13 protein-coding genes and 2 riboswitches are annotated in these 12,362 nt (G+C 65.1%); of the genes, 2 read left to right on the forward strand and 11 right to left on the reverse strand.

Translation table 11 applies throughout. The features are described 5' to 3' along the window. Positions 1-28: 28 nt before the first annotated feature. The 3 genes from gcvH to F3W81_RS12470 all read right to left on the reverse strand — a co-directional run bounded on the left by gcvH (position 29) and on the right by F3W81_RS12470 (position 2,268). A complete protein-coding gene (gene gcvH / locus F3W81_RS12460; RefSeq protein ID WP_193079478.1) occupies positions 29-388 on the reverse strand; it encodes a glycine cleavage system protein GcvH in 360 nt (119 codons plus the stop codon). A gap of 19 nt (positions 389-407) precedes the next feature. Continuing rightward, positions 408-1,532, reverse strand: a complete 1,125-nt coding sequence (gene gcvT, locus F3W81_RS12465) for a glycine cleavage system aminomethyltransferase GcvT (protein ID WP_193079479.1) — start codon at positions 1,530-1,532, stop codon at positions 408-410. 76 nt (positions 1,533-1,608) lie between these two features. Then, a riboswitch (glycine riboswitch) is annotated at positions 1,609-1,672 on the reverse strand. 3 nt (positions 1,673-1,675) lie between these two features. Continuing rightward, positions 1,676-1,763, reverse strand: a riboswitch (glycine riboswitch). A gap of 37 nt (positions 1,764-1,800) precedes the next feature. Further along, on the reverse strand, positions 1,801-2,268 hold the full coding sequence (locus tag F3W81_RS12470; RefSeq protein ID WP_193079480.1) for an RrF2 family transcriptional regulator: 468 nt from the start codon (positions 2,266-2,268) through the stop codon (positions 1,801-1,803). A 213-nt stretch (positions 2,269-2,481) separates the two neighbouring features. Here F3W81_RS12470 and F3W81_RS12475 point away from each other — a divergent pair, with 213 nt between their 5' ends. After that, positions 2,482-3,063, forward strand: a complete 582-nt coding sequence (locus F3W81_RS12475) for a gamma-glutamylcyclotransferase family protein (protein ID WP_193079481.1) — start codon at positions 2,482-2,484, stop codon at positions 3,061-3,063. A 90-nt stretch (positions 3,064-3,153) separates the two neighbouring features. On the opposite strand, the gene gltX is transcribed toward F3W81_RS12475, so the two are convergent. The 4 genes from gltX to mgtE all read right to left on the reverse strand — a co-directional run bounded on the left by gltX (position 3,154) and on the right by mgtE (position 7,716). Continuing rightward, a complete protein-coding gene (gene gltX, locus F3W81_RS12480; RefSeq protein ID WP_193079482.1) occupies positions 3,154-4,476 on the reverse strand; it encodes a glutamate--tRNA ligase in 1,323 nt (440 codons plus the stop codon). A gap of 27 nt (positions 4,477-4,503) precedes the next feature. Further along, complete coding sequence (locus F3W81_RS12485) at positions 4,504-5,583, reverse strand: zinc-binding metallopeptidase family protein (RefSeq protein WP_193079483.1); 1,080 nt, start codon at positions 5,581-5,583, stop codon at positions 4,504-4,506. Between the two features lie 100 nt (positions 5,584-5,683). Then, on the reverse strand, positions 5,684-6,247 hold the full coding sequence (locus F3W81_RS12490) for a 5-formyltetrahydrofolate cyclo-ligase (protein WP_193079484.1): 564 nt from the start codon (positions 6,245-6,247) through the stop codon (positions 5,684-5,686). Further along, positions 6,244-7,716 (reverse strand): magnesium transporter, encoded by a 1,473-nt coding sequence (gene mgtE, locus F3W81_RS12495; protein WP_193079485.1) that lies wholly within the window; start codon positions 7,714-7,716, stop codon positions 6,244-6,246. Before mgtE ends, F3W81_RS12490 begins: the two co-directional genes overlap by 4 nt. Positions 7,717-7,858: 142 nt before the next feature. On the opposite strand from mgtE, the gene guaD reads away from it, so the two are divergent. After that, positions 7,859-9,154 carry a guanine deaminase gene (gene guaD, locus F3W81_RS12500; protein WP_193079486.1) on the forward strand — a complete coding sequence of 432 codons (1,296 nt, stop codon included), beginning with the start codon at positions 7,859-7,861 and terminating at the stop codon, positions 9,152-9,154. Between the two features lie 3 nt (positions 9,155-9,157). Here the strand turns inward: guaD and F3W81_RS12505 are convergent, their stop codons facing one another. The 4 genes from F3W81_RS12505 to F3W81_RS12520 are packed head-to-tail and all read right to left on the reverse strand — an operon-like array spanning position 9,158 to position 12,233. Beyond that, positions 9,158-9,664 carry a CAP domain-containing protein gene (locus F3W81_RS12505; RefSeq protein ID WP_193079487.1) on the reverse strand — a complete coding sequence of 169 codons (507 nt, stop codon included), beginning with the start codon at positions 9,662-9,664 and terminating at the stop codon, positions 9,158-9,160. Beyond that, entirely contained in the window at positions 9,661-11,001 is a 1,341-nt protein-coding gene (locus tag F3W81_RS12510; protein WP_193079488.1) for an 8-oxoguanine deaminase, read from the reverse strand. The genes F3W81_RS12505 and F3W81_RS12510 overlap by 4 nt, the downstream gene beginning before the upstream one ends. 3 nt (positions 11,002-11,004) lie before the next feature. Then, the gene (gene hisN / locus F3W81_RS12515) at positions 11,005-11,808 is read right to left on the reverse strand and encodes a histidinol-phosphatase (protein ID WP_193079489.1); all 804 of its coding nucleotides are present in this window, start codon (positions 11,806-11,808) and stop codon (positions 11,005-11,007) included. Between the two features lie 56 nt (positions 11,809-11,864). Then, positions 11,865-12,233 (reverse strand): helix-turn-helix domain-containing protein, encoded by a 369-nt coding sequence (locus F3W81_RS12520; protein WP_193079490.1) that lies wholly within the window; start codon positions 12,231-12,233, stop codon positions 11,865-11,867. Positions 12,234-12,362 lie beyond the last annotated feature (129 nt).

The raw sequence follows: 12,362 nt of genomic DNA on the forward strand, positions 1-12,362 counted from the left end.
GTATAGACTTGCGCGCGCCGCCAGAGACTTAGCCGATCAGCCGGTTATATTCGGCCTCGTCCAGATACTCATCCATCTGCTCGGGTTCGGAGGGCTTGATCTTGAAAAACCACGCATCCCCCATGGGATCGTCGTTAATCTTGCCGGGGTTGGCGACCAGCATCTCGTTGACCTCGACGATCTCGCCATCCAGCGGCGCGAGGATATCCGACGCCGCCTTGACGCTCTCGATCACGACGCATTCTTCGTCCTTGGTGACTTCGGTGCCCACTTCCGGCAGTTCGACAAAGACGATGTCGCCCAGTTGCTCAGCGGCATGTTCCGTGATTCCCACGACGATCAGATCGTCTTCGGGGCGGAGCCATTCGTGTTCTTCGGTATATTTCATCTTGGCTGTTCCCTGTCTGTCAGCGTTTGAAATTAGCGGGAAGGAAGGGCAGGCTGTCAACCGTGACCGGCGCGCGTTTGCCACGCAGCTCGGCCTCGATCACCGTGCCCGGAGTGGCCAGTGCGCGCGGCACATAGCCCATCGAGATCGGAATTTGCAGAGAGGGCGCGAAGGCCCCCGAGGTAATGCGCCCAAGGGCCTCGTCGCCCTGAAACAGCGCCACGCCCTCGCGCATCGGCGCGCGGCCACCGGGGCGCAACCCGACGCGCAGACGCGACGCGCCGCCCTCAAGCTCTGCAAGGACACGCTCGGCGCCGGGAAAGCCACCGGCGCGGGCGCCACCTGTTCGGCGCGCCTTCTGGATCGACCAGTGCAGCGCGGCCTCGACCGGGGTCGTGGTGGTGTCGATGTCATGGCCATACAGGCACAGCCCCGCCTCCAGCCGCAGACTGTCGCGCGCGCCAAGCCCGATGGGCAGCACAGCCTCATCGGCCAGCAGACGCCGCGCCAGCGCCTCCGCCGCGTCATTGGGCACCGAAATCTCATAGCCGTCTTCGCCGGTATACCCCGAGCGCGAAATCCAGCACTCCGCCCCCTCCAGCACGACAGTCGCCACATCCATGAAGCGCATCGCCGCAACTTCCGGCGCCAGACGCGCCAGCACGGCCTCGGCCCCCGGCCCCTGCAGCGCCAGCAGGCAGCGATCCGTTACCTCGACCACGTCGATGCCGGGCAGAGCGGCGCGCATATGGGCAATATCGGCGGCCTTGCAGGCGGCGTTGACCACGACGAACAGATGATCGCCGCGATTGGCAAACATCAGATCGTCCAGAATGCCACCCTCGTCATTGGTCAGCAGACCATAGCGCTGCCGCCCCTCGGCCAGCCCCAGCACGGCGGCGGGGATCAGGCCCTCCAACCCCAGGGCCAGCGTCTCGGCATCGGCACCGCGCAGGATCACCTGGCCCATGTGACTGACGTCGAACAGACCGGCGGCAGCGCGGGTATGCAGGTGTTCCTTCATCACGCCGGGGCTGTATTGCACGGGCATCTCGTAGCCGGCAAAGGGCACCATCTTGCCGCCAAGTTCGGCATGCAGATCATGCAGCGGCAGGCCACGCAATTCGTCGGGTAGATCGCTCATCCGTCTCTCCAGGTCAGGCCTGGGCGGATTTCACCCGGGCATCAAAGGCGCAGCCGAAACCACGCGGTGATGCCCCCTCTGTTCGTGTGCCTGAGATCGCTATCCCTTCGGCGGACCCAGCAAAGGGCCTCTCTCCAGAGTCTGTGTATCGGACGGTCCTGTTGCCTGAGAGTTTCCGGGGCGGTTGCTCCTTCGGCACTGGATTTCACCAGTTCTCCCGATCCAATGGCCTCTCGATAGCGACTGCCCCGGCATCGCGCAAGTCCGATCAGGCGACAGAAGCGACGCAAGAGCGAGAACATGCGACAGGGCTCATAAGTTCAGCAAGCGGGGCATTGTCGCAGATCAGATCGCTCAGCGTCACCTCGTCCAGCGCCGCGTAGAACGCCTCGACAGCCCGGCCAATGACGTCGCGCAACCGGCAGGCCGACACCAACGGGCAGGTGTTGCCCTCATCGGCAAAACACTCGGTGATCGGCACCTCGGATTCGGTGGCGCGAAACACATCGCCGACCCGGATGCTGCCCGCAGGCCTGCCCAGCGTCATGCCGCCATTGCGCCCCCGCTGGGTCTGCAGAAAGCCCAGATGCGCCAACCGGTTGATCACCTGCGCCAGGTGGTTCTCCGAGATATTGCAGGCCTCGGCAATCTCGCCCTTGACCACCATACGGTCGGTATTGACGGCGCAATACATCAGCACCCGCATCGAGATATTCGTCCGCTTGGTCAGGCGCATGGCCCCTCCTTCGTTGGCACTGACACAGGGGCGGCAACGAGGCCACCCCTTGCATCTGATGCCAATATCGACACAAAATAACAGGGATCCGCGCACAACCTGCGCACGCATCGCGTGTAACATCGCCCATGCTACGCCAGACCGGCACAAGATGTATTTGATCCACATCAATCCGGACCACATCCACCGCCGCCAGCCCGAAAAGAGACCCGCATGACCCCGACCCAGCCCGCACACCCCTATTTCTTCGGCTATGGCAGCCTGGTGAACCGCGACACCCATATCTACAGCCCGGCGCAGACAGCCACGGCGCAGGGCTGGCGACGGATCTGGCGCCACACGACGGCTCATGATTTTGCAATCCTGACGGCAGTGCCCAGCCCCGGCACGGCGATCGACGGCCTGATCGCCCCGGTCCCGAATGCCGACTGGGCGGCGCTCGACGCCCGCGAAATCGCCTACGACCGGCTGATCGCCACGCCCGACATCACCCACAGCCAGCCCCAGCCCTTCGACATCGCGATCTATTCGATCCCCGAGGCCAAACACCCGGTGGCCCCAACCCCGACACCGATCCTGCTCAGCTACCTCGACGTGGTGGTGCAAGGCTACCTGCGCGAATTCGGCCCCGCCGGCGCGCACCGCTTCTTCGACACCACAGATGGCTGGAGCGCCCCGATCCTGAACGACCGCCCCGCCCCGCTCTACCCCCGCGCGCAACGCCTCACCCCCGACGAAACCGCCTTCGTCGACACCCGGCTCGCTCAGCTCAACGCCCAGATCCTCGCCACCTGAGGCAAAGAAAAAGCGGGCGCAAACCGCACCCGCTCTTTCATCTTGCTTCAAATACTTCCGCCGGAGGCGGCACCCGCCCCCAACCCGCGCTTACTTCGCCCGGATGACCTGCAACAGCGGCAGCACCTGGCTCATATCCGGCCCGTGCTGCATACCGGTCAGCGCCTTGCGCAGCGGCATGAACAGCCCCCGGCCCTTGCGCCCGGTCGCGGCCTTCACTTCCGTCGTCCACTTGCCCCAGCTCTCGGCGTCATGCGGCCCTTCGGGCAGCAGCGCCAGCGCCTCTGCCACAAACGCCCGATCTTCCTCGTCGATCACCGGCTCGGCACCATCGCGGAACAGGGCCCACCAGGCGTCCATGTCCGACAGCACGGTGATGTTGTCACGCACCACCATCCAGAAGGCCTCGGCCTGATCCTCGGGCACACCCAACGCCAGCACACGGTCCTTCACGGCGTCCAGCGGACGCGATTGCAGAATGCGCGCGGTCAGCGGGAACAGATCCTGCTCGTCGAACTTGGTCGGGGCCGAGCCGAACTGCGACAGATCAAAGCCTTCCGCGATCTCGTCAATGGTCTCGCGCAGCTCAACCGGCTGGCTGGAACCCAACCGCGCCATCAGGCTCAGCAGCGCCATCGGCTCAACGCCCTGCGCGCGCAGATCACGGATCGACAGCGCGCCCAGACGTTTCGACAGCGCCTCGCCCTGCGGCCCGGTCAGCAGCGAATGGTGGGCGAAACCCGGCACCGTGCCACCAAGTGCGCGGATCATCTGGATCTGGGTCGCCGTGTTGGTGACGTGGTCAGAACCGCGCACAACATGCGTCACGCCCATATCCGTGTCATCCACCACGGAGGCGATGGTATAGAGCACCTGCCCATCGGCCCGGATCAGCACCGGGTCAGACACGCTCGCCGCGTCGATCGACAGATCGCCGAGGATGCCATCCGTCCACTCGATGCGCTGCTGATCCAGCTTGAACCGCCAGACACCATCGCCGCGCTCAGCCCGCAGCTTCGCCTTCTCGTCCTCCGACAGCGCCAGCGCGGCGCGGTCATAGACCGGCGGCTTGTGCATGTTCAGCTGCTTCTTGCGCTTGAGGTCCAGCTCGACCGGAGTCTCGAAAGCCTCATAGAACCGGCCCATCTCGCGGTACTTGTCCGCAGCGTCCGCGTAGCGATCCAGCCGCTTGGACTGGTACTCTTCGCGATCCCAGGTCAGACCCAGCCATTCCAGATCGACCTTCAGCGCGTCGATATATTCCTGCTTGGAGCGTTCCTGATCGGTATCGTCGATGCGCAGGATGAACGTGCCCCCTGCCTTGCGGGCGATCAGAAAGTTGAACAGCGCGGTGCGCAGGTTACCGACGTGGATATAGCCGGTGGGGGATGGTGCGAAACGGGTAACGGTCATGGCGGAACTCCTGTTGCGCGCGGCATGTCACATGGCGCGCGCTTTGTCCAGAATTCCGCCCTCTGAGGCCGCCATGACCGTGTCATGCACATAGCCGAGCTTCTCGGCCACCGTCTCCGAAATCACCTCCGGCACGAAGTCGAGCAGGCCCATTTCCCGGTTCAGCTCGTTCAGCACCAGCCCCAGCGCGCGATAGCGGCGCACCAGCGTGCGGATATCCGACAGCGGCTCCTGCATCAGCAGGCCCAGACTGGTGGCGGTATCGATGACACTGGTGATGTCGAGGTACAGCGCCCAGGTCTCGGCCCAGTCCTCCCAGGGGTGCATCGTCGCATAGGCGCTGACGTAATGCCCCAGCCAGTCCGGAGGCGGGCCGTTCTTGTAGTGACGTTCCAGCGCCTCGCCATAGCTGGGGTTGCGCGGATCGCCGAACAGCGCGGCAAAGCTCGCCTCGGCGTCGGGACGGTCCTTGATCAGCACGTCCCAGAAGTAATGGCCGACCTCATGGCGGAAGTGGCCGATCAGCGTGCGATGCGCCTCGCCCATGTCGACACGGATCTGTTCGCGCTCAGCCGGGTCGGCCTCGCGGATGTTGATGGTGATCTTGCCGCTGGCATGGCCGGTAAAGACGCGCTCCTTCTCGCCCGCCTTGCGCCACAGCCCGTCGTCCACCGTATCGCCCATGAAGGCGAAGGTCAGCGGCGGCTCAATGCCGTCGCCGGTGGTGCCATAAGGCAGCCCCAGCCGGTCGAGGCCATAGAACAGCCGCCGCTTGGCCGCCTCCAGCCGCGCCCAGCGCTCCCAGTTGCCATCGACCGTCAGGTCCGGAACGGTGTCGTTATAGCGGCAGCAGTCGCAGAATACCCCCTGCCCCAGCGGCAGGGTGCGGTTGCAGACCTTGGCGCGGGCGTAGTTGTCGCACAGCAGCACCTCCTGCCCGCAAGGCTCACCCACCGGGGTGCCAAGGCAGCGCCAATGATCACCCGAAGGCTCCAGCGCGGTCACGGCCTCGCAGGTCTGGCACCAGCCGGTGCGCCGCCCGCAGGAGGTGCACTGGGTATTGTCGAAAAACAGCGTGTTGCCGCAGGTACAGGTGAACAGACGCATGACATGCCTCCAGAGGGACAGGAGTGCAGGAGGTAGGCAGTTAAAGCCCCTCGTCAATGCATCGGCGCAAAACTTTAAGCTGTGGCGCGCGGAGCCCCGCTCAGCTTTCGGGCGTGATCACCCCGGCCTCGGTGACGATCAGGTCCAGCGGCTGATCGGTGTCCTCAACCGGAACCGCATCAACCTGTTGCGCGGCATAGGCAAATCCGACCGCCAGAACCGACCCCGAAGCGCGCAGACCCTCCAGCGTGCGATCATAGAAGCCGCCGCCATAGCCCATCCGATAGCCGCGCGCATCAAAGGCAACCAGCGGCACGATCAGGATCTGCGGCGTGATCCAATCCTCCGACACAGGAATCTCGGCGCCAAAGGCCCCCGCGCGCATCGCACAGCCCGGCTCCCACCGGGCGAACTTCAGCGGCTGGCCTTTGCCGATGATCACCGGCACACAGACCGAACCATGGGCGGCGGCTTCCTCCATCGCGGCCAAGGGCGGGATCTCGCTGCGCATCGGCATGTAGCCCGCCAGCGGCACGCCGCGGTAACCCGCCAGCAGTGACGACAGCACCCCCGCACGCCCCGGCCCATGGGCCTCATGAGCGGCCTGACGCACGGCCAGCGCCGCCGCGCGCGCCTTGGCCTTCAGCGCCCCGATATCGCTCATATCAGCACCAGCGTGGCCAGCCCGAGGAAGGCGAAAAAGCCCACCACATCCGTCACCGTGGTGACGAAGGTCCCGCTCGCCAGCGCCGGATCGACCTTCAGTTTCTCCAGCACCACCGGCACGATGGTGCCCGCCAGCCCGGCAATCAGCATGTTGATGATCATCGCCAAAGCAATCACCAGCCCCAGACGGCCGTCCCCGAACCAGAGCAGCCCGACAAGGCCCATCACCACGGCAAAGGCCGTGCCATTGGCCAGACCAACCAGCGCCTCGCGCCGGATCACCCGCCAGACGTTGCTGCCGGTCAAATCCTTGGTGGCGATGGCGCGCACCGCCACGGTCAGGCTCTGCGTGCCCGCATTGCCCCCCATCGAGGCAACAATCGGCATCAGCACCGCCAGCGCGACAAACTTCGAGATCGTGCCCTCGAACAGCGAAATCACCAGCGAGGCGATGATCGCCGTCCCGAGGTTCACCGCCAGCCAGGGCATCCGCTGCTTCAGTGTCTCGCGCACACGGTCGTTCAGGCTGCCTTCGCCAACACCGGCGAGGCGCAGGATGTCTTCCTCGTGTTCCTCGTCCAGCACGATCATCGCGTCATCGATGGTGATCACGCCGACCAGCCGTTCGTTCTCATCGACCACCGGCGCGCTGATCAGGTGGTACTGGTTGAAAGCATAGGCCACGTCGCCTTCGTCCTGCGACGCGGGGATCGTGCGAAAGCCCGGCTCGGTGATCTCGCGCAGCGGGGTTGCACGCGGGCTGGCCATCAGTTTGCCCAGTGTCGCATGGGCAATCGGCTTCATCCGCGAATCGACCAGAATGACGTGATAGAACTGCTCCGGCAGATCCTCGCGCTGGCGCATGAAGTCTATCGCCTGCCCGACCGTCCACATATCCGGCACCGCGACGACCTCGCGCTGCATCAGACGGCCTGCGGATTCCTCGGGATAGGTCAGCGCCTGCTGAACCGCGACCCGGTCACTGTCTTCCAGCGCGTCGAGGATCGCTTCCTGCTGCGGCTCCTCAAGGTATTCCACAAAGTCGACAACGTCATCGCTGTCCATCTCGCGCACAGCGTCGGACAGCACGTCCGGGCTCAGCAGCGTGATGACCTCTTCACGGATCGATTCGTCGAGCTCCGACAGGATCTCGCCGTCGAATTCCTTGTCATAGAGGCGCACCAGACGCCGCCGGTCAAAGGCGTTGATCTGTTCCAGAAGGTCGGCGATGTCGGCCGCGTGCAGCGGCTCCATCAGCTCGACCAGCTGCTCGCGGTTGTCGGTATCGACGGCAAACAGGATGGCCGCGACGGTCTTGCGGGTCAGCGCATAGGCGCCCTCCTCGTCATCGACCGTTTCAAGCACGTCCTTGTCCGACACCTCTTCTTCGGCCTCGGGCAGCACTGCGTCATGCTCCCTCTGCTCCGGGCGGGTGTCATCCTTTGTGTCGTGCTTGTTTTCGCTCATGGGCCGCCCTTTCGTGGTCATCCGGACCATAGTTTAGGCCGGGGTCGGGAAACAATGCTGCACACGCAATTTACCCGACGCTCAAGGGCAGATAACGTGGTCGGCGAACATTGCAAAACAATCCCGTGAAAGGATGGGCATTATGGGCACAGACGTGCTGTTGACTGGGCGACTTCTGGATTTTATCGCCGATCCTTTCACCACCCCCTGGGAGGACGCCTGCCTGATCGAAGACCATGGCGCCCTGCTGATCCGGGGCGGCAAGATCGCCGCCCGTGGCCCCGCCGACTCCCTGCGCGCCCAGCACCCCGACGTGGCCGAGGTCGCCTATGGCGAGGCGCTGATCCTGCCCGGCTTCATCGATGCCCATGTGCATTTTCCCCAGACCGCGATGATCGCCAGCTGGGGCAAGCGCCTGATCGACTGGCTCAACACCTATACCTTCCCCGAAGAGATGCGCTTTGGCGATCCCGCCTATGCGGCCGAGATCGCGGCGCGCTACCTCGACCTGACCACCGCGCATGGCACCACCTCGATGGTCAGCTTCTGCACCATCCACCCCGAAAGTGTCGAGGCGTTCTTCACCGAGGCGCAAAAGCGCGGCCAGCGCGTTGTCGCGGGCAAGACCTGCATGGACCGCAACGCCCCCGAGGGCCTGCAGGACACCGCGCAATCGGGCTATGACGACAGCAAGGCGCTGCTGGAAAAATGGCACGGCGTCGACCGGATCTCCTACGCCATCACGCCGCGATTCTCGCCCACCTCGACGCCGGATCAGCTCTCGGCCATGGGCGCGCTCTGGGCCGAGCACCCTGACTGCCTGATGCAAACCCACCTGTCCGAGCAGGTGGACGAGGTCGAATGGGTCAAGGGCCTGTTCCCCAACGCCCGCGACTACCTCGACACCTACGAGGCGCATGGCCTGCTCGGCGCGAATGGCCTCTACGGCCACTCGATCCACCTTGAGACGCGCGAAAAGCACCGCCTGCTGGAGGTTGGCGCGGCGCTGGTGCATTGCCCGACCTCCAACACCTTCATCGGCTCGGGGCTGTTCGACATGGCCGGGCTGAAGGCCGATGGCCACCGCGTCGGCCTTGCCACCGACACTGGTGGCGGCTCGAACTTCTCGATGCTGCGCACCATGGGCGCCGCCTATGAGCTGGCACAGCTGCGCGGCACTGCCCTGCACCCGGCCCAGCTGCTCTGGCTGGCGACCGCAGGCTCGGCCGGCGCGATCGGCATGACGGACCGCATCGGCACCCTCGCACCGGGCACCGAGGCAGATATCGTGGTGCTCGACCTCGCCTCGACCCCCGCCATCGCCCAGCGCGCCACCCGCGCCAGTGACCTCTGGGAGGCCGTCTTCCCCACCATCATGATGGGCGATGACCGGGCCGTCAAAGCGGTCTGGATCGGTGGGCAACCCGCGCTCGGCTAAGCCTCAGCAGGGCTGCGCAAAGACCGCCGACCAGTAGGGCCGCTCCTCAGGCCCTGCGGTCGCCGCGCCCACCAGCGTGGTGTCCGACAGCAGGTTGTGGCGATGGCCGGCGCTGCGCAGCCAGCCCTCCACCACCGCCTCGGCGGTCGGATGGCCATAGGCGACATTCTCGGCCACGATGCACCAGTCGAGCCCCGCCGCCGTCAGCCGGTCGCCCGGCGTGCTGCCATCGCTGCCGGTGTGATCCATGAAGCCTACCGTCGCCATATCGCCCGCCTGCTCGCGCGCGGCGCGGTTGGCGGCGGGCGACACAGCCAGCACGCCCAGCCCCTCGGCCTCACGTGCAGCATTGATCGCCACGATCAGATCCGGCGCGGGTCGTCCCTGCGCCTCGGCTCCGGCAGCGGGTTTGAAGGTGCCCGCCGGGGGCGTCACCTCCTGCATCTGAGGCGCGCCGCAGGCCGCGAGGGCCAGCAGCGACGCAAACGTCACAAATCGGATAATTTTCACTCCATCAGCCGGCGGGCGAGGCCATTTTGCTGCGCGATCAGCGCCGGCAGGTCCAGGTGGGGCATCTGCCCGTCGCGGACGACCTGACGCCCCTCGACCAGCAGGTGTTTCACTTTCATCGGCCCGGCCAGCAACAGCGCCGCCGGGTCCCAGCTTCCGGCACTTTCAATGCCGGAGACATCCCATATCGCGATATCCGCGCGCTTGCCGGTCGCCAGACGGCCGCAATCGGGCCGCCCCAGCACATCCGCGCCACCGCGCGTCGCGATCTCCAGCGCCTCGCGCGCGCTCATTGCATCGGCGCCGCGCGACACCCGTTGCAACAGCATCGACTGGCGCGCCTCGGCGACGATGTTCCCCGCGTCATTGCTGGCCGAGCCATCGACGCCCAGCCCCACATTCACCCCGGCATCCCGCATCTCGCGCACCGGCGCGATGCCCGAGCCGAGACGGCAGTTCGAGCAGGGGCAATGCGCCACACCGGTGCCGGTGCGGGCAAACAGGCTGATCTCCGACGCATCCAGTTTGACGCAATGGGCGTGCCAGACGTCATCGCCGGTCCAGCCAAGATCCTCGGCATATTGCCCGGGGCGGCAGCCGAACTGCGCCTGACTATAGGCAATATCCTCAGCGTTTTCAGCAAGGTGGGTGTGCAGCATCACCCGCTTGTCCCGCGCCAGCAGCGCCGCATCGCGCATCAGCTCGCGGCTGACCGAAAACGGCGAACAGGGCGCAACCCCGACCCGGCACATCGAGCCGTCCCTGCCGTCATGAAAGGCGTCGATGACGCGGATGCAATCCTCAAGGATCGCCGCCTCATCCTCGACAAGGCAATCGGGCGGCAACCCGCCCTTGCTCTCGCCAATGCTCATCGCGCCGCGGGTCGGGTGGAACCGCAGGCCAACGCGCTGCGCCGCCTCGATGGTATCCTCCAGCCGCGCGCCATTGGGATAGAGGTACAAATGATCCGAACTCAGCGAACAGCCCGACAGCGCCAGCTCGGCCAGCCCGATCACGGCGGAGACGTGGATCTCCTCCGGCCCGAACTTCGCCCAGATCGGATAGAGCGTCTTCAGCCAGCCGAACAGCAGCGCGTCCTGCCCGCCGGGCACCGCCCGCGTCAGCGTCTGGTAGAGGTGGTGGTGCGTGTTCACCAGCCCCGGCGTCACGATGCAGCCCGAGGCGTCGATCACCTCGGCCCCCGGCACGCTCAGCCTTGGGCCAATGGTGCGGATGGTCCCGCCAGAGATGAGGATGTCGGCACCGAAAAGCTCGGTCCTGAAATCATCCATTGTCAGGATATGATCCGCCCCGCGGATCAGTATCGGTTTATCCATGACTCAACTTTTTGCCATTGGCGCCAAAATGTCCAGTGCCTGCGCGTGCAGCACCGCATTTGACGCAGCAATCACCTGCCCGCCCATATGCGCCGGGCCGCCCTGCCAGTTGGTCACGATGCCGCCCGCACCCTGAATGACGCCGATCGGCCCCTGCACATCGTAGCTGTGCAGCCCGCTCTCGATCACCAGATCGATCTGCCCCGCCGCAATCAGCGCATAGGCATAGCAATCCATGCCATAGCGCACCAGCTTGACCTTGCCCGCGACCGCCTGAAAGGCCGCGCGCTCGTCCGGGGTGCCGACTTCGGGAAAGGTGGTGAACAGAATGGCGTCGGACAGGCGCGCCGTCTGCCGCGTGCCAAGCGCGCGCGCGCCGAAAGGCCCCCGCATCTGCGCCGCGCCAAAGCCGCCCCAGAAGCGTTCCTGCGTATAGGGCTGGTCGATCATGCCCATGCGCACGCCGTCTGCGTCCGACAGGCCGATCAGCACGCCCCAGGTCGGGGTGCCACTGACGAAACCGCGCGTGCCGTCGATCGGGTCCAACACCCAGGTCAGCCCGCTCGTCCCGTCCTTTGCACCGAATTCCTCGCCCAGGATCGCATCCTGCGGGCGTCGCCGGGCCAGCACCGCGCGCATCGCCTGTTCGGCGGCGCGGTCGGCCTCGGTCACCGGGTCATAGCCCCCGGCCAGTTTGTTGTCTTCCGCCAGCATGGGCGAGCGGAAGAACGGCAAGATGGCCGTGCCTGCGGCATCGGCCATCTCATGCGCTGTATCGAGTAGTTCTTTGCCCTGCGCGTCGTCCATGGCTGGTCCCTGTCAGAAATGTGTCAGGGACTGGCTATCGCGTGGGGCGCATCAACTCAAGCGACGTCGCTCAGAACCCGGGCGAGTTCAAACAGACGGCGGCGCTGATTTTCGGGAATAGCATAGTAAGACCGGATCAGATCCAGTGCTTCCTTGTCGCCCATGACGTCGGCGGGCACATTGGTGTGCTCTCCGTTGGCATTTTCGGCTTCAAGACCCTCGAAGAAGAAGCTGACTGCTACTTCAAGGGCGTCTGCGATATCCCACAGACGCGAGGCACTGACGCGGTTTGCGCCGGTTTCGTATTTCTGGATTTGCTGGAACTTGATACCAACGCGTTCCGCCAGCTGCTGTTGGGTCATTCCAACCAACCAGCGGCGGTGCCGAATGCGTTTACCAACGTGGACGTCAACCGGATGAGTCATTCGCGGCTCCTGATGAATACCCTTGTCGTATCCACGTTCGGGGGAGCCGTCGCGCGGGTATGTAGGGTTAGGGTTGCATTAAAACTACGCCGCACATCCCTACAGCGCACATGAGATCGTAACAGCTTT

Origin of the sequence: Pseudooceanicola spongiae, assembly GCF_014899185.1 — a bacterium.
GTDB classification, from domain to species: Bacteria; Pseudomonadota; Alphaproteobacteria; order Rhodobacterales; family Rhodobacteraceae; genus Pseudooceanicola; species Pseudooceanicola spongiae.

Excerpts from the sequence above, each read along its gene's own strand:
- hisN (WP_193079489.1), bottom strand. The coding sequence starts at position 11,808 with ATGGACGACGCGCAGGGCAAAGAACTACTCGATACAGCGCATGAGATG.
- F3W81_RS12485 (WP_193079483.1), bottom strand. The coding sequence starts at position 5,583 with ATGCGTCTGTTCACCTGTACCTGCGGCAACACGCTGTTTTTCGACAAT.
- mgtE (WP_193079485.1), bottom strand. The coding sequence starts at position 7,716 with ATGAGCGAAAACAAGCACGACACAAAGGATGACACCCGCCCGGAGCAG.
- guaD (WP_193079486.1), top strand. The coding sequence starts at position 7,859 with ATGGGCACAGACGTGCTGTTGACTGGGCGACTTCTGGATTTTATCGCC.
- F3W81_RS12470 (WP_193079480.1), bottom strand. The coding sequence starts at position 2,268 with ATGCGCCTGACCAAGCGGACGAATATCTCGATGCGGGTGCTGATGTAT.
- F3W81_RS12475 (WP_193079481.1), top strand. The coding sequence starts at position 2,482 with ATGACCCCGACCCAGCCCGCACACCCCTATTTCTTCGGCTATGGCAGC.
- F3W81_RS12490 (WP_193079484.1), bottom strand. The coding sequence starts at position 6,247 with ATGAGCGATATCGGGGCGCTGAAGGCCAAGGCGCGCGCGGCGGCGCTG.
- F3W81_RS12520 (WP_193079490.1), bottom strand. The coding sequence starts at position 12,233 with ATGACTCATCCGGTTGACGTCCACGTTGGTAAACGCATTCGGCACCGC.
- gcvH (WP_193079478.1), bottom strand. The coding sequence starts at position 388 with ATGAAATATACCGAAGAACACGAATGGCTCCGCCCCGAAGACGATCTG.
- gcvT (WP_193079479.1), bottom strand. The coding sequence starts at position 1,532 with ATGAGCGATCTACCCGACGAATTGCGTGGCCTGCCGCTGCATGATCTG.
- F3W81_RS12510 (WP_193079488.1), bottom strand. The coding sequence starts at position 11,001 with ATGGATAAACCGATACTGATCCGCGGGGCGGATCATATCCTGACAATG.
- gltX (WP_193079482.1), bottom strand. The coding sequence starts at position 4,476 with ATGACCGTTACCCGTTTCGCACCATCCCCCACCGGCTATATCCACGTC.